Origin of the sequence: Actimicrobium sp. CCC2.4 (assembly GCF_034347385.1) — a bacterium.
Lineage (GTDB): Bacteria > Pseudomonadota > Gammaproteobacteria > Burkholderiales > Burkholderiaceae_D > Actimicrobium.
Map to the genome: position 1 here is coordinate 3,273,936 of NZ_CP133777.1, position 24,918 is coordinate 3,298,853.

Below are 24,918 nucleotides of genomic sequence, written 5' to 3' on the forward strand. Positions count from 1 at the left end.
TCCCGCCAGGCTGACCGCTGCCGGCGACGCACGGCCGGACAGAAAGCGAGCACCATGACGCACTGACACATCAAACTCTCACCGGGTATTTCACCGCACCGTCGCGTATCAGGCACTATGATCGGCTAGTCATCGCTGCTCCACCACTTTCGAAGGGAACACCCATGCACTATCGACGCCTTGGCAATAGCAACCTGAAAGTCTCCGCCCTGTGTCTCGGCACCATGATGTTCGGCGACCAAACCGAACTGACCGACGCGACGCGTATCGTCGCGTCGGCACGCGAGCACGGCATCAACTTCATCGACACTGCCGATATCTACAGCAAGGGCCGCTCGGAAGAAATGGTCGGCAAAATACTGGCCGGCGAGCGCCATCACTGGGTACTCGCCACCAAGGTCGGCAATGCGATGACGGTGAACAAATCAACCGTGCAAGCCAACCCGCTGCACTACTCGCGCAAGTGGATCCTGCAGGAAGTCGACAGCTGCCTCAAGCGCCTGGCCACCGACTTCATCGATATCCTGTACCTGCACCGCGATTTCCATGACCTGAACCTCGAAGAGGTAGTCCGCACCATCGGCGACCTGATCCGCAGCGGCAAGATCCAGTCCTTCGGCCTGTCCAATTTCAGTGGCTGGCGCATCGGCGAAGTGATGCGCTGGTGTGGCTTGCTCGGCGTCGCGCAACCTGTGGTCTGCCAGCCGTATTACAACCTGCTCAAGCGTGGTCCCGAAGTCGAAATCCTGCCGGTCTGTGCGTATCACGGCATCGGCGTCGTGCCCTACAGCCCGATCGCCCGCGGCGTGCTGACCGGCAAATATCCGCCCGGCCAGCAACCGGCCGCCGACAGCCGCGCCGGCCGCGGCGACAAGCGCATACTGGACACCGAATTCCACGAAGACTCCCTGCTGATCGCCCAGCACATCAAGACCCTGGCCGAAGCGCGCGGCATCACCCCAGGCCAGTTCGCCACGGCGTGGGTGCTGGCCAATCCGATTGTCTCGTCGGTCATCGCCGGCCCGCGCACGCTGGCGCAGCTGGAAGATTATTACCCGGCGGTTGATGTCGTGATTTCGAGGGAAGAAGAAGCGTTTGTCGATGGACTGGTGACGCCGGGGCATGCGTCGACGGCGGGGTATAACGATCCTAACTATCCGTTTTTCGGGCGGCCAGTGGGATAGCGCGAAGGACTGCGGGATACCCGGCGGTAGTTATTTTGACCAAATCGGATAACTGCCGCTACTTCCGGCCTGGTCAGGGCATGACGCGGCACATACAGTCTCATCAATCGTAAGCGGTCCATTCGGTGCAATGCCCGTTGGTTATTGCACTCTACGATGCCTGGCGAGTAGGTCGACAGCCGCTTGAGAGATAACCGGTAGCTGAAAGCCAGCCTACCGCGCCGCCGGCCCGCAATGCAAAGCCGCACCCAACACTGCACCGACCATCGTGACAACCGTATTGCTGGCATCGATCAGCTTACCCATCAGCAGCATGCCGTGAATCTGGTCACTCAGATGCAGCGAGGTCACGCGTACGCCGTCGTCTTCCAGCCGCTTTGCATAGGCCAAGCCTTCGTCACATAAAGGATCATGGCCGACCGTCACCACCAGCGCCGGTGGCGTGCCTGCCAGGCTCGATGCCAGCAAGGGCGACGCGCGCCAGTCGGTGCGGTCCGCCGGATCGGGCGTGTAGTGCTCGATAAAATAATGCATGGTCGCTGCCGTCAACGGCAGGCCCGATGTGACGCGCTGGTACGACTGGCTGGCGGCAGTCAGGTCGACCACCGGATAAATCAAAGCCTGAAACATCGTCCGTGGCGCGGTACCGTCGCGCCCCATCAAGGCCAGTACCGCAGCGAGGTTGCCACCGGCACTGTCGCCGCCGACCGCAATACGGTCGCGGGCAATCGACAGTGTGCCGGCATTGGCATCGATCCATTGCAATGCCGTCAGCGAATCATCCAGTGCGGCTGGAAAACGATGCCCGGGTGCCAGCCGGTAATCGGCTGCCACCACGCAGATACCGGCCAGATTGGCCAGTCGCCGGCACAGCACGTCGTGGCTGTCGAGGTCACCGATGACCCAGCCGCCACCATGCAGGAATAGCAGGCACGGCAGCTGCGCGTCGACTCCGGTGCCGCTACCGCGATAGATCCGTAGCACCAGTCCATCGGGCAAAGTCACATCACGCACTACGGCAACATCCTCGGCCGGCAACTGCATCACGTCGCGATTACCGGTGTACGCAATGCGGGCTGCCTCGGGGGTCATGGTCTGGAAGGGCTGACGACCGGTTTTGCGGATCATGTCGAGCAGATGGATGACTTGCGGATCGAGCTCGGGCATGCGAAACATCCTTGCGTAGAGGCGGATAAAACTTGAGGGAAAATGTCCGGCGGCCACGCGCGGGCGCGGTGAGACCGTGCCCACCTGCCCCACACGGTCTTCTACAACTTCAGACTTTGCGCCCAGACCAGCGCCGACAAATGCGCTTCGTTGACCTGGCTCGCACTGATGAACAGCGACTCGGCCAGCGCACCCACGGTGCCGTTATCCTTTTCGCAGGCTTCTGCCAGCGCCAGGAACGGACCGAAGATGCCTTCGCGTGTCAGCAGCGCCTGGGTCACTGCTTCGGACAGCTGGATGCTGTCGAGGACTTCGGCCATCGGAATACCGAGCAGCCGGTCGAGCAGTGAAAACATGCCTGCAACGAACAGATTCTCGGCTTCGGCACGCGGTAAAAAACTTTGCCCGAGCAGTTCTGCAAAGCGGCCACGTACGATCGCGGTCTGCATCAGCACCGGCGATTGCGTGCCACTGCCGGCTGCAGCCAGCAACACCGACAGCCAGCGATACAGCGGCGAATAACCCAACATCGTCACCGCATGACGCAGCGACTGGATTTCGGTACCCAACCCGAAACCGGCCGAGTTGATGTAACGCAGCAACTTGTACGACAAGGCTGCATCGCGCTTGAGCACGCCCTCGAGCTGGCGCACGTCGGCGTTCTTGCGCACCATATCCATTAATTGCAGGATCATCGCTTGCGCCGGATTGAGCTTGCCGATGACCGCACCGGGACGTTCACTTAGGCAGAGGCTGCCAACGAAGGCGTCCATGCCAAGCGACGAGCTGGCCTGGAAATCCGACCAGGTGCGCACGCCGCGCGCCACCATGCGGATCGACGATTGCTTGAGCGACGCATACAGCCGCGCCTGCGCCGGAAAATCCGGACTGCCAAAACGGATTTCGATATGCGTCACCAGCGGCAGAAAATTCCTGTCCTGGCCAGCCAGGTCGACATTGCACAACATGATGCCGAAGCCGGCCACGCGCGCCGCTTTGATGTCATCAAGCGCCGATGCGTCACCCAGGTCGACCCGGTCGATCATCAATATTGTGTCTTTCGGTGACAGCGAGCTCAGCACGCCGGAACGCAAGGTTTCGGGTGTGGCCTCCAGGAACAGCAAAGAACCGGCCATCAGATAACCGCGTTCCGCATGCGTGAAGCGCTCGCCGGCAAATGCCGCCAGCGCCTGCAGATCGGGCTCGCCAGGTTGCGACAGATAGCCGTCCGGCCCCTGCCAGCTCAACGCATAACCGAGCACCTTCAGGGTCGGATCGAGCAATGGTTCACGGACGATGAAATTGACGTCTTGCATGGAATGGCTTCAAGGGTAAAGAACAGCTACATGAACAATAAAAACCGGCATCGAGCGGACCGCAAGCGCAATCCGTCAGAAGCCGAGACTGTCGAGCAAATCATCCACCTGGCTCTGATCGGCCACGACATCATGACCGACGGGATTGATCTGCGGACCATTGAGTAGACTGTTGTCGGCATCGCGTTTGACATCGGCGGGTGAATAATCGACCAGCAATTGCACCAGTTGCTGCTCCAATCCATGCGCCAGTTCAGTGACTTTCTTGATCACCTGTCCGGTCAGATCCTGAAAATCCTGCGCCATCATGATCTCGAGCAGATGCGCATGCGTTGTGGTGGTGGCGATCTGCGTAGCAGCCAGGTACGCCATCGTTCGGGCTGCCTCTTCGCGATAACGGATCTCCGAAAAAGGCGCGTCCAGCGTGGCTTGCCACTGTACAGCCAGACCCTTGGCACCATCACCGATCTGGTCTTGCAGCGGATTGGCCGCATCGGTTGCATTGAGTACTTTTTGCGCCGCCTGTTCGGTCATCCGGGCGACGTAATCGAGCCGGTCGCGGGCGTCCGGAATGTCGTGCGTGGCACGCTCCATCAGCTTGTCGAAACCCAGTCCGCGCAGGCTGTCATGCAGACTGCGCGTCATCTGGCCGACACGCATCAGCACTTCATCGTGCTGGATTGCCGTCGTTGCTGTTGATACGGGTGCCTGCATGTCGGGCGCGCTCAAATCAGGCTCCTACCTTTTCAAGCTTTTCGAAAATTTTCTTGAGTTTTTCATCCAGGGTCGCCGCCGTGAATGGCTTGACGACATAGCCGTTGGCACCGGCCTGGGCTGCAGCAATGATGTTTTCTTTTTTAGCTTCGGCTGTGACCATCAGGACCGGCAGTTTTGCGAGGGCCGGATCAGCGCGAATACTCTGCAGCATCGTCAGGCCATCCATGACCGGCATGTTCCAGTCCGAGACCACAAAATCGAACTGCCCGGCACGCAGTTTGGCCAGTGCCATCGCGCCATCTTCGGCTTCATCGACATTGGTATAGCCAAGTTCCTTGAGGAGATTGCGCACGATGCGGCGCATGGTGGAAAAATCGTCGACGACGAGAAATCGGGTATTGGGACCGGCCATAAGTTACTCCATCAATTCTTGTCTATGTTGGGATCCGTGACTGACCCTAGCGTGCATTATGCACGGATCCATCTTGGCTTTCACCTGCGAACTGCACTATCAGACCCGTAATGCACGGCTACTGTGGGTTGCCAGATAACCCAGCACTTTGGCCGGCAACTCCAGCAACGGCGCGACCTCGTCGGCAGCGCCGACGGCAATGGCTTCGCGCGGCATGCCGAAGACCACGCAACTGGCTTCATCCTGCGCAAAATTGTGCGCGCCCGCCTGCTTCATCTCCAGCATGCCGAGCGCGCCATCCTTGCCCATGCCGGTGAGGATCACACCGACGGCGTTCTTGCCGGCACCGGTGGCCGCCGACCGGAACAAAACATCAACCGATGGCCGGTGGCGGTTCACCGGTGGACCCTGGTCCAGTTTGGTCATGTAATTGGCCCCGCTGCGCGCCAGCGACAGATGCGAATGGCCCGGTGCGATGTAGGCATGGCCAGGCAGGATCCGCTCGCCGCCGGCGGCTTCGACGACCGAGATTTTGCACAGGCCATCGAGCCGCTGCGCGAACGAACGCGTGAATCCTTCGGGCATGTGCTGTGTGATCAGGATGCCGGGACAATCCGAAGGCATGCGCAACAGGAATTCCTTGATCGCTTCGGTGCCGCCGGTGGAGGCACCGATGATGATCAGTTTTTCGCTACTGATGAAGGTATTACCGACCTGCGGCAGCGGCCGCCCGGCCTGGCTCTCGGCGCCGGCCACCGGCACTACGCGCGCCTTGATGCGGGCTTTCGAGGCAGCACGAATCTTATCGGCAATCATCTCGGTGTAATCCCGCATGCCGTCGAGGATGGCCAGCTTGGGCTTGGTGACAAAATCGACTGCACCCAATTCAAGTGCACGCAAGGTAATCTCAGAACCGCGCTCGGTCAGCGACGACACCATCAGTACCGGCATCGGTCGCAAACGCATCAGCTTTTCGAGGAAGTCGAGGCCATCCATGCGCGGCATTTCGACGTCCAGCGTGAGCACGTCCGGATTGGTCTGCTTGATCAGGTCGCGCGCGACGATCGGGTCGGGCGCGACGCCGACGACTTCCATGTCCGGCTGGCTATTGATGATTTCTTTCATGACGCTGCGTATCAATGCCGAATCATCGACGATCAGTACCTTGATTTTCATATTGTCCCTTTCGGTCTGCACTGTTCAATTAAAACAAATCGACATCCCCCGACACCGGCGCGGATTGCAACCGGGTGGCGTAGTCCTGTTCACGATTGACCAACGTATTGTTATTGAGCTGCTTGAGCTTCTTGACCAGCACCTTGCCGCTGCGCGGAAAGTAGTAGACCTTGCGCGGATGGATGTCGTTGAGGTCTTCGGCGAGGACGCGGATGTTTTCCATCTTCAGATACTCACGTACGAATTGCGCATTGCGCTCGCCGACATTGATGGCAATGAAGCCGCGCAGCACGTTGCCGCCGCCGAATACCTTGGCCTCCAGATTTTCGCGTCGCGCCCCGGCCTTGAGCAATTCATTGATCAGCACTTCCATCGCGTAGGTGCCATAGCGCATCGAGGCCGACACCGGACTGTCGATATCGGTGCCGCCATACGGCAGCATGAAATGGTTCATGCCGCCGATGCCGCTGACGCGGTCGCGGATGCAGGCCGACACGCATGAACCGAGCACGGTCACGATCAGCATGTCCTTGGGAGTAAAAAAATACTCCCCCGGCAGAATCTTTGCCGCATCGCAGTCGAAGGTGCGGTCGTAATACACATTGGTCGCGAATTGCTCTTCGTTGACTTTTGCCATGGGATTTTACGCGTGGCGCAGGGCGCTGCGTCCTTTCAGTCCGGGTTGGTCATCAAGTTCATAGACGGTTTTACCGCGCAGCTTGAACGCATCCGACACGTACAGGAAGTTTTCCGAGTGACCGGCAAACAGCAAGGCATCCGGTTTCATCAGCGGCGCGAAGCGGGTCAGTATTTTGCCTTGCGTCGGCTTATCAAAATAGATCATCACGTTGCGGCAGAAAATCGCATCGAAGGGCCCGGACAACGCCCAGTCGGCCGCCAGCAAATTGAGCTTCTTGAACGTCACCAGCTGGCGCAATTCCTGGCGCACCCGTACCAGGCCGTCCTGCTCGCCCTTGCCACGCTGAAAAAAACGCCTGGCCCGCTCGGGTGACATCTTGTCGAGCCGGTCAGCGGTGTACACCCCGCTGGCAGCCGTGTTCAGCACATTCGTGTCGATGTCGGTGGCGACGATGCGTACCGGCGGCGTCAGGGTATTGAACACTTCGCACGCCGTCATCGCCATCGAGTAAGGCTCTTCGCCGGTCGAACTGGCCGAACACCACAGGTCGATCTGGCCACTGCGCCCTTTCAGGTGATCGGCCAGGATCGGAAAGTGATGCGCCTCACGGAAAAACGAGGTCAGGTTGGTTGTCAGCGCATTCGTGAAGGCTTCCCACTCGTCGGTATCGCGGCCCGATTCGAGGCCATCCAGATAGGCCGCAAACGACGTGATACCGGTCGCCCGCAGACGACGGGCGAGCCGGCTATAGACCATTTCCTGCTTGCTCTCGGCCAGCGCAATGCCGGCCTTCTGATAAATCAGCGCGCGCACGCGTTCAAAATCACGGGCCGTGAAATCGAATTCCTTGCTGGAGTCTTGCCTGCTTCCCGGAGCGGTTTTCAATGGAATTTTTTCCGTTAATTTTAGTTATTCTGGTCCGACCGGTAACCGATCCGGAAGCCACCCCAATGCTTGCCGCCCACCAGAATGGGCACCGACAAGTCGTGCATGACTTCGCCGGTATCACGCTTATAGGTCTGCAACAGGAAGGCACTGGTGCTGGCACCGCAACGCTTGCCGGTACGGTCGGTAAAGATGCGCTTGGTACGATTGTTGACCAGGTCGACGTCGTAGTCGCCCGTCAGGGCTTGCGAAAATTTCTTGTTGTGGGTCGGGAAGTAGCCGCTGGTATCGACGGCCCCGGCATAGGCCAGCTGCGGCATCGCTTGCAGCAATGCTTCCTGGATGGCCGGAAAAGCGCGGTCGGTATAGGTATCAAAAGCGCTGCTGTGTTTGGGCGGATTGGTGCGCGCGATGGCGACATAGCGGCGATCGAACAGCGCTTCGCGCGTGATCTGTCCCTGCGCAATGGCGTTGTCCATCAAGGCACCGATCTGGCCGGCGGCAATTTGTGCGGCTTCGCGGATCGCGTCATGCCGGGTCACCGCCTGCGACTGCGACAGCGCATCGAAAATGGATTCGCCACGTTCCGACAAACGCATCGCTGCCGCTGCGGCTGCCGGCAAATCGGTCTCGGTTGCCATCATGCTGTCACGGATGTCGGCGATCGCGCTGCTGACTTCGCGGCTGGTACCGACCTGTTCGCGCGAAGCCGCCGCGATCTGCCGTACTTCTTCTTCGGCGGTGGTGGCGGCACGTTCAATATTGACCAGCGACAGCTTGACCACGTCGACCTCGCTGGCGGCACCGCTGACGCGCCGGTTCAGCGCGGTCATGCCGTTGGCAGCTAATAGCGCCTGCTGATTAATCTCGCGCACCATGGTGCCGATTTCACCGGTGGCCAGATGGGTGCGCTGCGCCAGCTGCCGGACCTCGCCGGCGACTACCGCAAAACCGCGCCCGTGCTCACCCGCGCGGGCGGCTTCGATGGCGGCATTGAGCGCCAGCAAATTGGTCTGAGCGGCGATCTGGTTGATGACTTCGGTGATGGTCGAAATCTGGCTGGATTTTTTTTGCAGGATGGCCATCAGTTCGGAAGCCGCCAGCGCATCGTTTTCAGCGCGGTGGATTTCGAGCAGCACTTTCTCGGTGGCGGCGCGGGCCAGCACGCTTTCGCCATGCACTTCGCCGGCGACCTGAAAAGCCCGCTCGGCATTGGCGGCAATCTGTTCGGTGGCACTGGCGCTCTGGCCTGCGCTGACGGCAATCGCATCGGTGCTGGCGACATCGGCATCGATTTTTTTCTTGATCGATTCAATGAAAAACGCGGCCTCGGCAGCACCGATCATGATGTGGTCGATCTCGTCGCCCACACGCTGCGAAAATAACCCGCTGCTGTCGCGCTGAACGCCCATCACCGCCACCACGGCAACCCCGATTGCCGCGGCCAACACCGCCACAACAACCGGGCCCAGCAACGCACCGGCCAGCCATTGCAACAGCCATGCCGTGGCTCCGCTCACTACCAGCGCGACGGCCAGTCCTACCGACAGGGCGCGGACTTGCATAGGGGTCATCATGACAATTCCTTGTTAGGCGCTGAATGGATCAAAACTGTTCCCACTGGTCGTCTGTTGCGGTCCTGCTCCTGCCCGGTAAAGCGGCCACAGCACGCGGACGCGCCGGCACGGACAAAGGCCGCAATGTCGGCTGCATGGCCGGCGGGCTGTCACCTTTCGTCAGACGAAACAGTGCGACGGCCTGCATCAGTTCGACCGATTGCTGCTGCATGCTTTCGGCGGCTGCCGCTGCTTGCTCGACCAGGGCCGAGTTTTGCTGCGTCATCTCATCCATCTGCGAGATAGCCTGATTGACTTCAGCAATACCGGCGCTCTGCTCCTGACTGGCCGACGTAATCTCGGCCATGATATCGGCCACCTGCCGCACCGAGCCGACGATCTGCTGCATCGATTGGCCAGCCTCATCGACCAGCCGGCTGCCGGCTTCGACCTTGCCGACCGAGTCGCCGATGAGGCTCTTGATTTCTTTTGCGGCTGCCGCCGAGCGCTGTGCCAGGCTGCGCACTTCCGACGCGACCACGGCAAATCCGCGTCCCTGCTCGCCGGCCCGGGCAGCTTCGACGGCGGCATTCAAGGCCAGGATATTGGTCTGGAAAGCGATGCCATCAATGACGCCGATGATGTCGACGATCTTGCGCGAACTCTCCGTAATCGAACCCATCGTAGCGACCACCTGACCAACCACGCTGCCACCGTTGAGTGCGAAATCAGACGCAGCGATGACGAGCTGGTTAGCCTGGCGCGCATTGTCGGCATTCTGGCGCACGGTCGAGGTCAGCGTTTCCATGGATGCTGCGGTCTGCTCCAGCGAACTGGCTTGCGATTCGGTGCGGGCGGACAAGTCGGCATTACCCGAGGCGATCTCGCGCGAGGCGAGCGTGATGGTGTCGGTGCCCTGCTTGATGCGGTTGACGGTATCGATCAGGCGCGACTGCATCGTGCGCAGCGAATTGATCAGCTGGCCGGCTTCGTCCGGGCCACCGGCTGCGATCACGGCACTGAGGTCACCGGCGGCGATGGTGTCGGCGATCTGGCCGGCACGCTGCATCGGCCGCGTGATGCTGCGCGTGATCAGCACCGCAATCCCGGCACCGAGCAACAGCGTGATGATGCCGATGGCAAGCATGCCGATACGGGCGCGGTTGTAATTATCCTGCGAGGCGGCGATAGATTGACGCAGATCAGCCTGCTCGGCCTCGACCAGCCGCGACAGACCGGCACTCCATTTGTCATGCAGCGGCATCAGGTCGGTTTTCAGCAGCGCCGAACCGTCATAGTAATTGCCGGCACCGATCAGTTCGCGCGCTTTCGCAATGAGCGGCAGGATAGGTGCTTTGAGCAACAGGATCTGCTGCTGCTCGGCCTTGCTGGCTGCACTGGACGAGACGGTAGCGAGCAATTTCTCTGCGGTGGCATAGGTCGCGAGGATGGTGGTGGCGCGCTGGCTTTCGCGCTCGCCCTCGTTGCGGTCGGTCGGGGTGGCAACCTTGCGCAAGGCCAGCGCAAGACTGGCACTGGCTTCGCGCATACCGATCGCGCTGGTCAGGCTGACCACTTTGGTATCGACCACAGCGACCGCCTCGGCACGCAGTTCACCCATGCGCCACAGCCCCAATGCCAGCAGTGCCAGCGCACCCAGCAGTACCAGTCCGAAGCCCAGCGCCAGCCGGGACCCTATCCGCAAATTCGTCATTACTGCCATCAGTTATTTCCTTACTTGGTGTGTTAGCTCAGTGAAGTTAAAACGCTTCCCAGTCATCGCCGCCGGCAGCGCTCTTTTGCGCTGGTAGCCGTTGGGGGGCGACTGTTACCGGTCTTGTCCTGCGCGGCGCAATCATCAGGTCGGAAGCGTGGCCATCGTGCCCGAGCTTAAATTGGGCAACCGCTTCCAGCAGTACGACTGCCTGCTGCTGCATGCTCTCGGCCGCCGCCGAGGCTTGCTCGACGAGGGCCGAATTCTGCTGCGTCATTTCGTCCATCTGTGCAATCGCCTGATTGACTTCGGCAATACCGGCGCTCTGCTCCTGGCTCGCGGCGGTGATCTCGCCCATGATGCTGGCGACATGCTGGACCGAACTGACGATGTCCTGCATGGTCCGGCCGGCTTCATCGGCCAGCCGGCTGCCGGCCTCGACCTTGCCGACCGAGTCGCCGATCAGGCTCTTGATTTCTTTTGCCGCTGCCGCCGAACGCTGCGCCAGGCTGCGCACTTCCGATGCGACCACGGCGAACCCGCGCCCCTGCTCGCCGGCGCGGGCGGCTTCGACCGCGGCATTCAAAGCGAGGATATTGGTTTGGAATGCGATGCCATCGATGACGCCGATGATGTCGACGATCTTGCGCGAGCTGTCGGTAATCGAGCTCATCGTGCTGACCACTTGCCCGACTACGGTGCCGCCACGCCGTGCCACGGTCGACGCCGACATCACCAGTTCGTTAGCCTGTTGCGCATTGTTGGCATTCTGGCGCACGGTCCCGGTGAGCGCTTCCATCGAGGATGCGGTCTGTTCGAGCGAACTGGCTTGCGACTCGGTGCGCGAGGACAGGTCGGCATTGCCCGAGGCGATTTCACGCGAGGCGACCCCGATGGTTTCGGTGCCGCTGCGCACCTGTGCGACGATGCGCAGCAGGTTGCTGCTCATCGCCTGCAGCGCCTGCAGCAGATCGGTAATTTCATCCCGTCCGGTCAGGCTGACGTGCCCGGAATCGAGCTCGCCATCGGCCACCCGACGGGCAATCATCACCGCTTGCTGCAAGGGTGCGGTAATGCTGCGGGTAATAAGCCATGCCAGCAGCACGCCGATGGCTAGCGCAATGGCACCGCTGAGAAGCTGTAATTGCAGCAGGCGCGTGTCGCCAATGACGGCATCAGCCATGACCTGGCGCGTGGCGTTTTGCTGCAGCTCGACCAGCTTGTTGATCTCGACCAGCGTGCGACGGTTGATCGGATCGATGCTGCCGTTGATGACCTTGATCGCTTCTTCGCTGTTGAATGCCATTGCCTGACGCAAGACTGTCTTCAGCGGCGCATCGAGTTCGGCATCAATGCGGGCGATATCGGCAACCAGTTTGTTCTCGACCCCGGTCAGGCCCAGTGCCGACAGCCCATCCCGCGCCTGCGCATAGCGCTGGCGCCCGTCCTTGACCGCCTGGCTATCTTTTTGCATCGCGGCCAGGTCTGACTGCAAACCGATGTCGCGCATCGCGATGCCACCTTCGAGCAGCGCGTTCTTCATCGCTCCCGCCAGCTCCAGCTTATGATTGGCCGTGGCCAAACCCTCAACGAGTTGTCGCTTGTTGCTCGCATTTACGATACTGCCCGATACCAGGGCCAGCGCAAGAATCATCAGAATGCTACCGAAGCCAATCCCTAACCGGCTTCCGATCCGCAAGTTGCGCAAGTTCATTTCACGACTCCGGTTCAAGGTTGCCGTGCAGCGACGGGGTCACCGCGCTGCACTGGCGGGGTGCTGATCAGGCAGCGATTTTTTCGATCAGACCCATTTCGGCCGACGACATCAGCTTGTCGATATCGATCAGGATCAGCATCCGCTCATCGAGCGTACCGAGACCGATCAGGTAATCCGTGTTGAACGCGGTGCCCATCTCGGGGGCCGGCTTGATCTGCTCGGCCGACAGCGTGATCACATCCGACACGCTATCGACGACCATGCCCATGACGCGGCCACCGATGTTGAGAATGATGACGACGGTGAACTGGTCATAGGTCGGCTCGCCCAAGTTGAACTTGATGCGCATGTCGACAATCGGCACGATGATGCCGCGCAGATTGACGACGCCCTTCACAAATTCAGGCGCGTTGGCGATGCGGGTGACGGCTTCGTAGCCGCGGATTTCCTGCACTTTCAGGATATCGATGCCGTACTCTTCCTTGCCCAGCGTGAAGGCGAGGAATTCGTTACCGGCGATCTCGGCAGTGGCTTTTGCGCCGAGGACCTGGGCGTTGATTTGGGCGGCTTCTGACATGGTGGTGTCCTTTAAGAAAAAATGGTTTCGTCGATACTCTGACGGCTGGAACGTAACAGGGCGGCGACATCAACGATCAGCGATACGCCGCCGTCGCCCAGGATGGTGGCTCCTGAAATGCCTGCCACCTTGCGGTAATTTGATTCGAGATTCTTGACAACGACTTGCTGCTGACCGACCAGATCATCAACAAACAACCCGGCCTTGCGACCTTCCGATTCGAGGATGACGACGATGCCTTCGGACGGATGGGTGTAACGCGGCGCGATGCCGAACATCTGGTGCAAGGGAATGAGCGGCAGATATTCGCCGCGGACCTTGATGACCTGGCCCTGACCGCTGATCTCTTTGACGTCGGCCAGTCGCGGCTGCAACGATTCGACCACGTATCCGAGCGGCAGAATGTAGACCTCGTCGCCGACCCGGATTGACATGCCATCAAGGATGGCCAGCGTCAGCGGCAGCGCAATCGAAATCGTGGTGCCGAAACCCTTGGCTGAACGGATGTCGACCACGCCGCCCATCGCCGTGATGTTGCGCTTGACGACATCCATGCCGACGCCACGACCGGACACATCGGTGACGATGTCGGCAGTCGAAAAGCCCGGTGCAAAAATGAGTTGCCAGACTTCCGGATCGGTCATGTCGTCCGACACGACCAGACCGTTTTCGGCGGCCTTTTGCAAAATGCGTTCGCGATTCAGACCACCGCCGTCGTCGCTGACTTCGATGACAATGTTGCCGCCCTGATGACCGGCCGAGAGCGACAAGCGACCGGTTTCATTCTTGCCGCCAGCCAGCCGGATAGCCGGTGTCTCGATGCCATGGTCGATGCTGTTGCGAACCAGATGCGTGAGCGGATCGACGATGCGTTCGATCAGCCCTTTGTCGAGTTCGGTGGCAGCGCCGACAGTGACGAAGTCAACTTTTTTGCCGAGCTTGGTTGCCAGGTCGCGCACCATGCGCGGAAAACGGGCAAACACGTAGTCCATCTGCATCATGCGGATCGACATCACGGCTTCCTGCAGATCGCGGGTATTACGGGTCAGTTGCGAGACGCTGTCGAGCAGGCGCTCATGCTTCATCGGGTCTAGCGTATCGGTGCGCTGCTCGATCATGGCCTGCGTGATCACGAGTTCGCCCACCAGATTGATCAGCTGGTCGACTTTTTCGATACTGACGCGGATTGAACTGGCTTCGGCCGATGCGGCCTTGTCGGTCTCGCGGCGCTGATGCGCACGCTTGTCGGCCTCGCCGGCCCCATGCGCGGCACCCGCATCCAGATGCGATTCGGTCACTGCCAGCGCGGCCGCCTCGTGTTCGATAGCAACTTCCGGCGGTGCATCAGTTTTACCCAGAGGTACAAACGGGGCGAAGAAGCCATAGCCCTGTTGTGTTTCCTGATCCTGTTCCTGCCGGGTGCCGGCCGCAGCCGGTGTCAGATTGCCGAACCGGCTGTCGGTCGGCTCGAAAAAGCCATAGCCGAGTGCGGCATCACTAGCGCTGGCCGGTGCCGGCAGCAAGGTGATGATCAGTGCATCGGGATCGAGCACAAAGGAACACAGCGCAATGATGTCGGCAGCCGATTCATTGGTGGCCAGTTCGAAGACGGCGCGCTGGTCGGGCAGGCGCGAACGCACGATGGTGCCGAGCAAACCGAGCTCGCTGGCCAGCGCATCGATATCGCTTTCGCTGGTCACCGGCAATTCGATATGAAAGCGATGCGCGAAGACGCCACCGTCGGCCGGACTCTCCGGCGCAACCGCGACCACCGCTACCGGCATCGGCACATGCGCTTCCGACAGCGACTGCAACAGCATGCGGATATCACCGACCTCTTCCAGGTCGACCGCGGTGCCGAGACGATGACCGTCGAGCTGCATCTTGAGCACATCTTTAGCCGCCAGGAAGGCTTCGACATGGTCTGCCGTGAGTGCGGTTTCGCCCTTGCGGATGCGGTCGAGCAAGGTTTCGAGGACGTGCGTGACTTCTCCCAGGTCCGTGATGCCGAAGGTCGAGGAGCCACCCTTGATCGAATGTGCGGCGCGGAAAATTGCGTTCAGGTCTTCCGGATCCGGATTGCTCACGTCGACCGCGAGCAACAACTTTTCCATTTCCGCCAGCAGTTCTTCCGTCTCTTCGAAGAACACCTGGAAAAATTGACTCATGTCGATCGTCATTGCAGTGCTCCGTAAAACCGTGATGTTTGCGCCAGCGGCATGACTGCCCACCCGCGCCACTGTGAGGACAACGGCATGGTCAGCCGATCACCTTCTTGACCACTTCGGTGAGGCGTTGCGGATCGAATGGTTTGACCAGCCAGCCGTTGGCACCTGCGGCCCGACCCTTGGCTTTCATTTCATCGCTGGCTTCGGTAGTGAGCATCAGGATGGGTACGCGCTGGTAACTCGGCAGCGCGCGCAGCGAGCGGATCAAGGTCAGGCCATCCATGCGCGGCATGTTCTGATCGGTCAGCACCAGGTCGAAGGCTTGCAGCCGCGCCTTGTCGAGTCCGTCCTGGCCATCAACCGCTTCAGTCACCAAATACCCGGCGGCCTTGAGACTGAACACCACCATTTGCCTGAGTGAACCTGAGTCGTCCACCGCGAGTATCGATTTTGCCATGTGTGCTCCGCTATGCTGTTGATCTGTTCGTTGTTCGAAATGTCGCTACGCCACCGTCTACCGGAAGGTCAGCGTGCTTAAAATAATTCGATATCGCCTGATTCCATATGCGTCTGACTGACGGCCTTGCTTGACTGCGCGCCGTCGAGTAGAACGCGGCTACTGGCTATCCCGCCGCTGGCAAGCGCCAGTTGCGCGACCACCTGATCAACAGGAGCATCCGGACCGATCGCTGCAGCCGTCGTACCGAGCACCTGGATCATGCCGCGCAGGCTGTCGACATGGCCCAGCGAGCGTTGCAGCAACTGGCTCGTCATATCCTGGAACTGCAAACCGGTCATGGCCGCATTGACGTGCCGGTCGATGTCGTGTTTCATCACTTGCCAATGCGCACGTTGATCCTTGTCAGCCGCCTCCCCTTCCAGCAAGCGCGCGATGGCCTCCTGCTGAGCGCTGATAACCGCATGGATGGACATGAAACTCGCACCCAGTTTGTCGATTGCTTCAGTCAGCAGCAACGCGGTTTGGGTGAGGTCAGTTTCGACTTCGGCAAGGTGACTGGTGCCCTGCCCGGCCACCGCGCCAAACAGCTGGCGGATATGGCATGCCAGCGGATTGTCCGGCGACATCAGGGGATCCGTTCCGGATTCGAGCGGGTTCATCGCGGCACCGCGACGGCGGGGACGGGGGCGCGCACTGGTGCCGCTGCCGGTGCCGGTGCGGGTGTACCGGTCACGCTGGCGGGACCCACGCTTACTTCGGCACCGTCTTCGTCGCCGGTGACGATATTGACCGCACGCGCGCCTTCGCGCGACGCGGCGTCCTCGGCTTTCTTGTTCATGACGATAATGCTGATGCGACGATTAACCGGGTTGTACGGATTTTCCTTGTCATACAACACCGCCGAGGCAAGCCCGACCACGCGCAAAACCTTACTTTCGTTCATGCCGCCATAGATCAGTTCCTTGCGCGACGCATTGGCCCGGTCGGCCGATAGTTCCCAGTTGCTGTAGCCCTTTTCACCGCTCGAATAAGCCGAGGCATCGGTGTGGCCGGACAGGCTGATCTTGTTGGGCACGTCGTTGAGTGAGAAGCCGATTTCGCGCAGGATATCTTTGGTGTAAGGCTGCAACTCGGCCTTGGCTGAAGCGAACATGGGCCGGTTCTGCTCGTCGATGATCTGAATGCGCAAGCCTTCACTGGTGATATCGAGCAGTAGCTGATTCTTGAATTTATGGAGCGTCGGATTCGATTCGATCAAGGCCTCGATCTTCACTTTCAGCGCTTTGAGCTGACCGGCCTCGGCTTTCTCCAATGCTTTCTCAAGGTCAGACTGCGATGCCTTGATGTTGTAAGTTTTTTCGGCGCAACGGTCTCACCGCGCTTGACCTGGCCATCTTTGCGCGTCAGATCCTGACCGCCGCCTTGAATAACACTAGAACTATCGCCGGAACCCGAACCACCGCCCATCGCCACTAGCAACGGCGTTTGAAAGTATTCGGCGATACCACTGAGGCTACCCTTCGCCGTCGATCCCAGCAGCCACATCAGCAGGAAGAAGGCCATCATTGCGGTGACGAAGTCGGCGTACGCAATTTTCCAGGCTCCGCCGTGATGTCCGCCGGCGACCTTCTTGATGCGTTTGACAATGATGGGGCGGGTGCCTTCGTCAGCCATGATGTGCCCTGCTACGTGGTTTCATTGCTCGCCCGATTACTTGGATTTTGATTGCTTGATGTGTTCTTCGAGCTCGCCAAAGGTCGGCCGCTCCGTCGAGAACAACACTTTGCGGCCGAACTCGATCGCCAGCGCCGGAGCATAGCCGTTCAAGCTAGCTAGCAAAGTCACCTTGATACATTGGTAAATCTTGGTGGATTCGTCGAGCTTTTGCTCGAGCAGACTAGCCAGCGGGCCGACGAAACCATAGGCCAGCAAGATGCCAAGAAAGGTTCCCACCAGCGCATTGGCGATAAGAATGCCGAGCTCAGCGGGTGGCAGCCCGACCGATGCCATGGTATGCACCACGCCCATTACTGCCGCGACAATACCGAACGCCGGCAAGCCATCACCAAGCTTGGCGATGCAATGGACAGGAACCTCACCTTCGTGATGATGCGTTTCGATTTCATTGTCCATCAGGTTCTCGATCTGGAATGCGTCCATGTTTCCGGACACCATCAAGCGCAAATAATCGGTAATAAATTCGACGACGTGATGGTCGTGCATGATGCTCGGGTACTTGCTGAAAATCGGACTTTCTTCCGGTTTCTCCACATCACCCTCGATCGACATCAATCCTTCTTTACGCACTTTTGTCAGGATCTCGAACATCAACGACATCAAATCCATATAAAGCGACTTGGTGAATTTCGACCCCTTCAACAAAGTTGGCAAGGCCTGCATTGTTGCCTTCATCGCCTTGCCGTTATTGCCGACAAAAAAAGCGCCTAGCGCGCCGCCGCCAATCATCAATAGCTCAATTGGTTGCCATAGCGAAGCAAGATGGCCGCCCGCCATGGCGAAACCGCCAAACACCGACAACATGACAACGATATATCCAATGATGACTAACAAGCAGTTACTCCGGTCAACACCGACGGCAGCCGCCGTCCGGCGGTTAAAAATTCACTCTTGGTAATCCGTGCAGCCTTTCTTGGCGGCATCAAATCACGAAAAAAATGATCGCGCATTTACCCTTTGGTCCCGAACCAAAATCCCAATATAGCGCCTGTGGAATTTACCACAGGTAACACTTTAGCTGAAAGAAGGTGCTCGATTTTAAGTGCTAAATGGCAGAAACAAAATGGATTGTTAATTGAATGTTATTGAAGTGGGGCTCTCAGGACACAAACCCGGCTATTTGTCTTTCAGGCGAAATCAGTGCTTGTGCCAGACATACAAATACGGCCCTTCCTTGATCGGCTGATGGATTTCATCGGCAGGCTGCCCTTCAATGGCGAACTCATAGCTCACCAGCAGCGCACCGACGGGCATTTCATTCTGAAACTTGGCCCAGAGCGGTGGCATGGCCACCGGCGACAAGTAAGCAAACACCACATCAAAGCCCGAAAAGTCCAGTGCCTGGTAATCACCGCGTAAAAAACAGGCGGAACTGCCATGCACGCGTGCGCGCAGCCAGCTGAACAGCCACGGTAACGGTGCCAGTTCGATGCCAAAAAAATGGCTGTCGGGCCGGCGGTCAGCCAGATCGAGCACCAGACCACCCAGCCCGCTGCCGATGTCGATCCCACGTAATGGTCGCACCGGCAGCAATTGGTTCACCGTATGCCAGACACGCGGACCGGACAAGTACAAGGGAACCTGCGTGCGATAAGTACTCCAGTAGAGTCCCAGCATCAACAAAAAAGCCAACAAAAAAATCCAGGAAGGCAGTTGCCATCCGAATACCAGCACCAGCGCCGGCGCAAATAGCAACTGGATTGGTAGCCACCAGCTGGCCATCGCCCGCCAACGCGTCAGTGCCGCGGCGATGCATCCTTGCAGGACCGCGAGCAGCCACAGAGGCAGGACTTGGCCGGCAGCTCTCCAGAATACGAGCACACCAGCGACCACGATGACAAAGGAAAGTAATTGCAGCAGAAGCGCACGGACTGCAGGCGATTTCAAGGAAACAGGAAGAGGGAGCGACAGGAATGGCACGGCAAGGACTCTTTAACGGAACATGCAGGCTGCGACATCATGCCCACTTGATCATGTGCTGGCAACTGCTGCCTGTGCTGCTTCCTTCGCTTTGCGGGTTTTACCGGCGCGTGACGGCATGTGGCACAAGCCGCAGACATAACCGTTGTTGAGGTCGAGCTGGTGCACGACGAAATGGCCGTTACATTCGGTACAACAAGCTGTGCTCAGCATCTTGCTGTCAAAAAAACGCACCATCGTCCAGGCGCGAGTCAGTGACAGGACTGGCTCTTCATCGCCTTCCGGGCCCATTTGTTCCAGATACAACTTGTAGGCCTTGACCACCGCCACGATGCCGGTGATGTGGGCGTGTTCTTGCAGAAATTTATAAATATTGATGAACAGTGACGAGTGCACGTTCGGTTGCCACGTAATAAACCAGTCGGTCGAAAACGGCAACATGCCCTTCGGTGGCGAGACACCCTTGAGTTCCTTGTACAACTTCAGCAAGCGCTCTCGTGACAACGAGGTTTCCGACTCCAGCAACTGCAACCGGGCTCCCAGCTTGATCAACTCGATCGCCAGCTGGATTTCATGGGATTCTGTAACGACACTTTTTTTAGCCATGATGTCACCTCGATTTGCTGCTTGTTTGATGTACTGCGCGGAATCGCCTGCGATGAATGGATTAAACGATTTCTTCGACGCCCTGGCTGGCCATCAGGATAGCGGCATGGGACTGCGACAAGGCGCGATCCTTGTTGTAGTTGGTCAGCATGCCGAGGATGGCGCCGTCTTCAAAGCGGAAGCGGGCCAGCATCATGCTAGTACCGGATAATTTTAGAATCTGGGCGTTATTGAGGCCGGCGATCAGGTCGGCGATTTCGCTACTGACACCAAGCCTGTAAATCGCAGTCGCCTTGTCGGCACGAATCATTTGCTGCGCAAGCATTAGATAACCCAGATTTGCATCACGGATCTCAGCCATCATCCCAGTCGTATCCATTGTTTTGCCCCTCAGCATGTGGTCCGGTAAGCGTTTTGCTCAGCCAGTGAATGCATTCTGATCGGACGGACATAGGGGGGGAATAGGCACTAACCGGTATTTCTTGACGGAAATTAGGAGGGCTTGCATGACGGAGTTTGACCTACACGGGCGACGCGCTATCTTGCACGCTCTGTTTTAAAGAGGTGCCAAGTGGCTCTGGGCCTTGATCCAGCGACATTTTCTTAAAAATTGACGCACTGAACATGGGCCTGATATGACATAACTTTGGGCAACTTTTTGAACGAAACCAATTCAATTAATTAACCAATTTCGACTCAATAATTAAATTTGTTGCTCAATCACATCATCTGCTTATCATTAACGGCAACGAAATCGTGAACTTTAGGGCTGAGGGGCAAATAAGTCCGATGTGTTAATTACCTTGCTTGAATGTAGTTATCGGCAGAGCAGCGACAAACTTTAGGGCGAGTAAGGACTTTATTTTTATTCGATCGACATTGCCCGCCGCTGAAGGCCAGACCACAAGAGCACGCAAGCGGGAGGAAGGCAGACAGCCTTCAGCGGGGAAAGTTAGTTGATATAGTCAGACGGAGCACGGCGCTCGTGCATCTCGATACAAAATGGCAAGTTGAGACGCTCAGATTTTTCGCACTCGTAGGCCTCGCAAATACCGCGACTAATGAAATTGGGCCGATCAGCACAAACTTGTTGCGGCGATTTTTGCTCGGCTGCGGTGGCTTTCTGCTGGCGGGTTAATTCATCCTGACGCTGGCGCAGCTCGGCCTCTTCGGTGCGCGCCCGGTCCTGGGCCTGGCGCACGTCATCAGGCGCTTTGCGGCGGGCATCATGATCGGCTTGCTTGTGGTTGTTGGCATCAGGTTGCAACTGAAGTCGTTCGTCCATTTGCGCCCGCCCGGCTTTGCGCCTGGCGAGCAACTCGGGCGGCGTCGCAAAGGAAGCGCCACTGACCGACGGCGAAAACTCTGTTGCGACGGGCTCCGATGGCGGCACCAGCATCGCTCCCGTGGCCGGCGCAGGTAGCTTACTCACCAAAGATTCCGATGCTGTCGGCCTGACTTCGCGCGCAATTTGCCAGAACACCGCGAGAGCCAGCAACGTGGCTCCTACGACGACCCCGTAATGACGATGCTTCAATCACTTCTCCTTGATAGGCCTGCAGCTTGATAGTTTTCTGCATGATGATCTGCCAACGGATTATGCCCGTTACGAATACCAAAACCAACCTCGCACCGACAGTCGCGAACATATCGGCAGGACTCGCGTTGCAGTAATATCAATGCCTTGATACCGCGACGCTCCTGACCACTACGGATTGACCATGGCTACTCTGATCGTGCACCACACCATACGCATCCTCACACTGGATTCAGAAGAAGCTCTATCGGGCCAGGGCCGCGAGGGCGATATCGTGCTTCAAGAATTGGCAGATGGCTGGTGGGTTCATTTTATTGGCGAGGACAGTGTTATCGATAGCTATGACGCGCCGTTTGCCAGTTACCGGCAAGCACTGGGCACGGCCAGGGCCGCAGCCGAGTTTTCCGCAGAATAGCCGACACCGGCGAATCAGGATTGTGATTCGGCCAGGCGACGTTGCCGCTCTTCTTCCTCCTCGCGTGCCAGCGCAATTTCGCGGATTACTGCGCCGACGTCGGCGTCGTGTACCGGCGCGGCGACTACACCGGTCAACGGCGTATCCGGGGTCAGCAAGCCATCTTTGTACAGATTCCAAATTTCCTTACCGTACTGACTGCTGAGCAACTCCGGTACGACAACACCAAAAAAATTGGCCAGATTGGTCACGTCGCGATCGAGCATGTCAGCCGCGACGCTACTGCCGGCAGCATCAATGGCTTGCGGCAAGTCGATGATGACCGGACCTTGCGCATCCACCAGAATGTTGTATTCGGACAGATCGCCATGAATCACTCCGGCGCACAGCATCAGTACAACCTGATGCAACAGCACGGCATGGTATTGAAGTGCCAGTTCACGGGTCAGCTCGACATCATTGAGCCGCGGCGCGGCATTGCCGTCCGCTGCGGTAACCAGTTCCATCAGCAGCACACCTTCAAAGCAGATGTAAGGCACCGGCACGCGCACGCCTGCGGCGGCTAGCTTGTAGAGCGCGTCGACTTCAGCGTTTTGCCAGACTTCCTCAGCCATCTTGCGGCCGTAGCGGGTTCCTTTTTCCATCGCACGGGCCTGGCGGCTGTTTTTGACGCGACGACCTTCCTGATAGGCAACCGCCTGATGAAAGCTGCGCTCGTTGGCCTCCTTGTAGACTTTTGCGCAGCGCACATCGTCGCCGCAACGCACTACGTAGACGGTGGCTTCCTTGCCGCTCATCAGCTGACGCATCACTTCATCGATCAGGCCTTCTTCAACCAGTGGCTGGATTCTTTTTGGGGTTTTCATGGGTAGTGCCGAATGGGATGTTGGCCCGCGTATCACCTCGCGCAGGCAAAGAATCGGCTAACAGCATCGGCGGATCCCGTCGGCAAATAACGGCTGCTGCGACACTACAACGGGAGGTGGTGCGCTGATGGGCTATACGGTTTATCCAGCAACAACATGCTGTGATTTGCCCGCAGTGTACCCTGCCCGCTCGCGCCAGCGGGACTTCAGGTGAGTAAATAGTAATAACGATACTAAGCAAACCTGTAGGCCGCCGGGATTTATCCGATCGGCCCCGAATCCGCCGACAACGATTCTGCCCGTTGTTATGGATTAGAATTCTTGCCAACCGGCATTGGCACCACCTTCTGCCACCGAGACAAGTTTTTTCGGCGCAATTTTCTTTACAGCGTTGGGCTTGGCGATGCTCCTTGCGGGCGCTGCCGGCCGGGATACTGACTGACGGTTCGCAACTCGGCTCGACTGGACTGTCATCGCTGCCGCGCCTGCGAACTTGAAGTGCCCGACCACGACGGCCAGCATGGCGGCCTGATCCTGCAGCGATTCAGCTGCGGCAGAGGCTTCTTCGACTAGCGCCGAGTTCTGTTGGGTGACGCTATCCATCTAGATGATGGCCTGATTGATCTGCTCGATGCCAACGGTCTGCTCCTGACTGGCAGCCATAATTTCGGCCATGATGTCGGTCACATGCCGGGCGCTGCTGACAACCTCGTCCATCGTGCTGCCGGCCTGCCCGGCCAACCGCGAACCGGCATCGACTTTTTCGGCGGAATCGTTGATCAAAGCCTTGATTTCTTTTGCCGCGCTGGCTGAGCGCTGCGCCAGATTACGCACTTCACTGGCGACTACCGCAAAACCACGCCCCTGCTCGCCGGCACGGGCGGCTTCCACCGCCGCGTTCAGCGCCAGGATATTGGTCTGGAAGGCGATACCGTCGATGACGCTGATGATGTCGGCAATTTTCTTGGATGAATCGTTGATCGAATTCATCGTCTCGACCACTTGCGCCACGACGCTACTGCCCTTGCTGGCGATATCAGACGCCGACGAGGCAAGGCTATTTGCCTGACGCGCGTTATCGGCATTTTGCCGTACGGTCGATGTCAATTCTTCCATCGACGAGGCAGTTTCTTCGAGGGATGCAGCTTGCTCTTCAGTACGACTGGATAAATCATGATTGCCACTGGCGATCTGGCCCGATGCCGTCGCCACGGTCTCGGTGCCGGCACGGACTTGACCGACAATATCCGTCAGGCTGTCGTTCATCGACTTAAGCGCAATCAGCAATTGGCCAATTTCATCTTTCGACCGTATATCGATTTCCGAGGTCAGGTCGCCGGCAGCGACGGTCTGCGCAATCCGTATCGCTTGTGCAAATGACTGCGACAGTTTCCTCACCAGCAGTAATCCAGTAACCGCCGTGGCCAAGCTCACCAGAGTAGCGATCAAGATCAACTGCCAGGTTGCGTGTGATACCAGCGATGCGGCCTCGTCTGCCCCCTTTTTACCAAGCGCAGCGTTATACGCAAGGTGGGCCTCAAATCCTTTTTGAACCGACACGTACAGACCTTGATTGGCCAATGCCAGATCACGCGCTTCCTCGTTTTTATCGTCATTAGCCAGCGCGATTGCTTTTAGGCGCATGGTTTCGTAAGTAAGCACATGGGCAAGACTTGCTTGCAACAACTGACGATCTTTGTCATCAGAAATAAAGTCTCGTTCATAAGTAGCAAAAGCATCAGCTGCTTTGGCATGAAGTCCGGTCATACGCGCTGCCATTTCATTGCGCTGAACGGGATCCCTCAGAGCAAGATATTGCCAAAACTTCGTTCGCAACTCCGATACGTCCACATAAGCAGAATCGATCAGCCTGAAGCTCGGTATCGTATTGACGTTGGAATAATTGGCTGCCGTATAGACGCTCTGTAGCTGATAGAGACCAACACAGCTAATTCCCACCAGGCCAGCGACGGCGCCAAAAATCAATGCATACAAACGTTGTGCGATAGACATTTGATCTCCTGTTATTCAAAGAAGCAAGTCATACGAATACGGACTGCACGCCTTAGATACTACCAACCACTTTAACGAATAACATATTATTTTTATTAAAAATAATATTCACTATATTTCATATATAAAAATACT

At 58.2% G+C, this 24,918-nt stretch carries 22 protein-coding genes and 2 pseudogenes; 2 read left to right on the forward strand and 22 right to left on the reverse strand.

Going from position 1 to position 24,918, the window contains the following annotated elements; translation table 11 throughout:
* The first annotated feature begins 164 nt into the window (after positions 1 to 164).
* The gene (locus tag RHM62_RS15045) at positions 165 to 1,184 is read left to right on the forward strand and encodes an aldo/keto reductase (RefSeq protein WP_322122884.1); all 1,020 of its coding nucleotides are present in this window, start codon (positions 165 to 167) and stop codon (positions 1,182 to 1,184) included.
* 213 nt (positions 1,185 to 1,397) lie between these two features.
* Here RHM62_RS15045 and RHM62_RS15050 read toward each other — a convergent pair whose 3' ends face one another.
* From RHM62_RS15050 to RHM62_RS15145, 20 genes and pseudogenes are all read right to left on the reverse strand, one after another.
* Entirely contained in the window at positions 1,398 to 2,351 is a 954-nt protein-coding gene (locus RHM62_RS15050; RefSeq protein WP_322122885.1) for an alpha/beta hydrolase, read from the reverse strand.
* 101 nt (positions 2,352 to 2,452) lie between these two features.
* Entirely contained in the window at positions 2,453 to 3,667 is a 1,215-nt protein-coding gene (locus tag RHM62_RS15055; RefSeq protein WP_322122886.1) for an EAL and HDOD domain-containing protein, read from the reverse strand.
* A gap of 75 nt (positions 3,668 to 3,742) precedes the next feature.
* Complete coding sequence (cheZ, locus tag RHM62_RS15060; protein WP_322125421.1) at positions 3,743 to 4,381, reverse strand: protein phosphatase CheZ; 639 nt, start codon at positions 4,379 to 4,381, stop codon at positions 3,743 to 3,745.
* 16 nt (positions 4,382 to 4,397) lie between these two features.
* Positions 4,398 to 4,796 carry a chemotaxis response regulator CheY gene (gene cheY, locus RHM62_RS15065; RefSeq protein ID WP_322122887.1) on the reverse strand — a complete coding sequence of 133 codons (399 nt, stop codon included), beginning with the start codon at positions 4,794 to 4,796 and terminating at the stop codon, positions 4,398 to 4,400.
* A 99-nt stretch (positions 4,797 to 4,895) separates the two neighbouring features.
* Positions 4,896 to 5,972 carry a chemotaxis response regulator protein-glutamate methylesterase gene (locus RHM62_RS15070; RefSeq protein ID WP_322122888.1) on the reverse strand — a complete coding sequence of 359 codons (1,077 nt, stop codon included), beginning with the start codon at positions 5,970 to 5,972 and terminating at the stop codon, positions 4,896 to 4,898.
* A 28-nt stretch (positions 5,973 to 6,000) separates the two neighbouring features.
* Entirely contained in the window at positions 6,001 to 6,609 is a 609-nt protein-coding gene (cheD, locus tag RHM62_RS15075; RefSeq protein WP_322122889.1) for a chemoreceptor glutamine deamidase CheD, read from the reverse strand.
* A gap of 6 nt (positions 6,610 to 6,615) precedes the next feature.
* Positions 6,616 to 7,497, reverse strand: coding sequence for a CheR family methyltransferase (locus RHM62_RS15080; RefSeq protein ID WP_322122890.1), 882 nt, complete (start codon positions 7,495 to 7,497; stop codon positions 6,616 to 6,618).
* Between the two features lie 20 nt (positions 7,498 to 7,517).
* Complete coding sequence (locus RHM62_RS15085) at positions 7,518 to 9,074, reverse strand: methyl-accepting chemotaxis protein (protein ID WP_322122891.1); 1,557 nt, start codon at positions 9,072 to 9,074, stop codon at positions 7,518 to 7,520.
* Positions 9,075 to 9,102: 28 nt separating this feature from the next.
* A complete protein-coding gene (locus tag RHM62_RS15090) occupies positions 9,103 to 10,776 on the reverse strand; it encodes a methyl-accepting chemotaxis protein (protein WP_322122892.1) in 1,674 nt (557 codons plus the stop codon).
* Between the two features lie 37 nt (positions 10,777 to 10,813).
* Positions 10,814 to 12,481 (reverse strand): methyl-accepting chemotaxis protein, encoded by a 1,668-nt coding sequence (locus RHM62_RS15095; RefSeq protein WP_322122893.1) that lies wholly within the window; start codon positions 12,479 to 12,481, stop codon positions 10,814 to 10,816.
* A gap of 67 nt (positions 12,482 to 12,548) precedes the next feature.
* Positions 12,549 to 13,061, reverse strand: a complete 513-nt coding sequence (locus RHM62_RS15100; RefSeq protein WP_009665203.1) for a chemotaxis protein CheW — start codon at positions 13,059 to 13,061, stop codon at positions 12,549 to 12,551.
* An 11-nt stretch (positions 13,062 to 13,072) separates the two neighbouring features.
* Positions 13,073 to 15,241, reverse strand: coding sequence for a chemotaxis protein CheA (gene cheA / locus RHM62_RS15105; protein ID WP_322122894.1), 2,169 nt, complete (start codon positions 15,239 to 15,241; stop codon positions 13,073 to 13,075).
* Between the two features lie 79 nt (positions 15,242 to 15,320).
* Positions 15,321 to 15,686 (reverse strand): response regulator, encoded by a 366-nt coding sequence (locus RHM62_RS15110; RefSeq protein WP_040725988.1) that lies wholly within the window; start codon positions 15,684 to 15,686, stop codon positions 15,321 to 15,323.
* Positions 15,687 to 15,763: 77 nt separating this feature from the next.
* Positions 15,764 to 16,348: a chemotaxis protein gene (locus RHM62_RS15115; RefSeq protein ID WP_322122895.1), complete on the reverse strand. Its 585-nt coding sequence runs from the start codon at positions 16,346 to 16,348 to the stop codon at positions 15,764 to 15,766.
* Positions 16,345 to 17,363, reverse strand: a pseudogene (motB, locus tag RHM62_RS15120) (flagellar motor protein MotB). Before motB ends, RHM62_RS15115 begins: the two are co-directional and overlap by 4 nt.
* A gap of 36 nt (positions 17,364 to 17,399) precedes the next feature.
* Positions 17,400 to 18,260 (reverse strand): flagellar motor stator protein MotA, encoded by an 861-nt coding sequence (gene motA, locus RHM62_RS15125; RefSeq protein WP_322122896.1) that lies wholly within the window; start codon positions 18,258 to 18,260, stop codon positions 17,400 to 17,402.
* Between the two features lie 303 nt (positions 18,261 to 18,563).
* Positions 18,564 to 19,208, reverse strand: coding sequence for a class I SAM-dependent methyltransferase (locus RHM62_RS15130; protein ID WP_416172333.1), 645 nt, complete (start codon positions 19,206 to 19,208; stop codon positions 18,564 to 18,566).
* A 189-nt stretch (positions 19,209 to 19,397) separates the two neighbouring features.
* Positions 19,398 to 19,952, reverse strand: coding sequence for a flagellar transcriptional regulator FlhC (gene flhC, locus RHM62_RS15135; RefSeq protein WP_322122898.1), 555 nt, complete (start codon positions 19,950 to 19,952; stop codon positions 19,398 to 19,400).
* Positions 19,953 to 20,013: 61 nt separating this feature from the next.
* Entirely contained in the window at positions 20,014 to 20,331 is a 318-nt protein-coding gene (flhD, locus tag RHM62_RS15140; RefSeq protein WP_322122899.1) for a flagellar transcriptional regulator FlhD, read from the reverse strand.
* Positions 20,332 to 20,904: 573 nt separating this feature from the next.
* Positions 20,905 to 21,489, reverse strand: a complete 585-nt coding sequence (locus RHM62_RS15145; RefSeq protein WP_322122900.1) for a hypothetical protein — start codon at positions 21,487 to 21,489, stop codon at positions 20,905 to 20,907.
* Positions 21,490 to 21,673: 184 nt separating this feature from the next.
* Between RHM62_RS15145 and RHM62_RS15150 the strand changes: the two genes are divergently transcribed.
* Positions 21,674 to 21,904, forward strand: a complete 231-nt coding sequence (locus RHM62_RS15150; RefSeq protein ID WP_322122901.1) for a hypothetical protein — start codon at positions 21,674 to 21,676, stop codon at positions 21,902 to 21,904.
* 14 nt (positions 21,905 to 21,918) lie between these two features.
* Here the strand turns inward: RHM62_RS15150 and RHM62_RS15155 are convergent, their stop codons facing one another.
* A complete protein-coding gene (locus RHM62_RS15155) occupies positions 21,919 to 22,770 on the reverse strand; it encodes a PA4780 family RIO1-like protein kinase (protein ID WP_322122902.1) in 852 nt (283 codons plus the stop codon).
* A gap of 312 nt (positions 22,771 to 23,082) precedes the next feature.
* Positions 23,083 to 24,783 (reverse strand): annotated as a pseudogene (locus tag RHM62_RS15165) (methyl-accepting chemotaxis protein).
* Positions 24,784 to 24,918 lie beyond the last annotated feature (135 nt).

Coding starts and splice junctions, on each gene's coding strand:
- RHM62_RS15045 (WP_322122884.1), top strand. CDS start 165: ATGCACTATCGACGCCTTGGCAATAGCAACCTGAAAGTCTCCGCCCTG.
- RHM62_RS15050 (WP_322122885.1), bottom strand. CDS start 2,351: ATGCCCGAGCTCGATCCGCAAGTCATCCATCTGCTCGACATGATCCGC.
- RHM62_RS15055 (WP_322122886.1), bottom strand. CDS start 3,667: ATGCAAGACGTCAATTTCATCGTCCGTGAACCATTGCTCGATCCGACC.
- cheZ (WP_322125421.1), bottom strand. CDS start 4,381: ATGCAGGCACCCGTATCAACAGCAACGACGGCAATCCAGCACGATGAA.
- cheY (WP_322122887.1), bottom strand. CDS start 4,796: ATGGCCGGTCCCAATACCCGATTTCTCGTCGTCGACGATTTTTCCACC.
- RHM62_RS15070 (WP_322122888.1), bottom strand. CDS start 5,972: ATGAAAATCAAGGTACTGATCGTCGATGATTCGGCATTGATACGCAGC.
- cheD (WP_322122889.1), bottom strand. CDS start 6,609: ATGGCAAAAGTCAACGAAGAGCAATTCGCGACCAATGTGTATTACGAC.
- RHM62_RS15085 (WP_322122891.1), bottom strand. CDS start 9,074: ATGATGACCCCTATGCAAGTCCGCGCCCTGTCGGTAGGACTGGCCGTC.
- RHM62_RS15090 (WP_322122892.1), bottom strand. CDS start 10,776: ATGGCAGTAATGACGAATTTGCGGATAGGGTCCCGGCTGGCGCTGGGC.
- RHM62_RS15095 (WP_322122893.1), bottom strand. CDS start 12,481: ATGAACTTGCGCAACTTGCGGATCGGAAGCCGGTTAGGGATTGGCTTC.
- RHM62_RS15100 (WP_009665203.1), bottom strand. CDS start 13,061: ATGTCAGAAGCCGCCCAAATCAACGCCCAGGTCCTCGGCGCAAAAGCC.
- cheA (WP_322122894.1), bottom strand. CDS start 15,241: ATGACGATCGACATGAGTCAATTTTTCCAGGTGTTCTTCGAAGAGACG.
- RHM62_RS15110 (WP_040725988.1), bottom strand. CDS start 15,686: ATGGCAAAATCGATACTCGCGGTGGACGACTCAGGTTCACTCAGGCAA.
- RHM62_RS15115 (WP_322122895.1), bottom strand. CDS start 16,348: ATGAACCCGCTCGAATCCGGAACGGATCCCCTGATGTCGCCGGACAAT.
- flhC (WP_322122898.1), bottom strand. CDS start 19,952: ATGGCTAAAAAAAGTGTCGTTACAGAATCCCATGAAATCCAGCTGGCG.
- flhD (WP_322122899.1), bottom strand. CDS start 20,331: ATGGATACGACTGGGATGATGGCTGAGATCCGTGATGCAAATCTGGGT.
- RHM62_RS15150 (WP_322122901.1), top strand. CDS start 21,674: ATGGCTACTCTGATCGTGCACCACACCATACGCATCCTCACACTGGAT.
- RHM62_RS15155 (WP_322122902.1), bottom strand. CDS start 22,770: ATGAAAACCCCAAAAAGAATCCAGCCACTGGTTGAAGAAGGCCTGATC.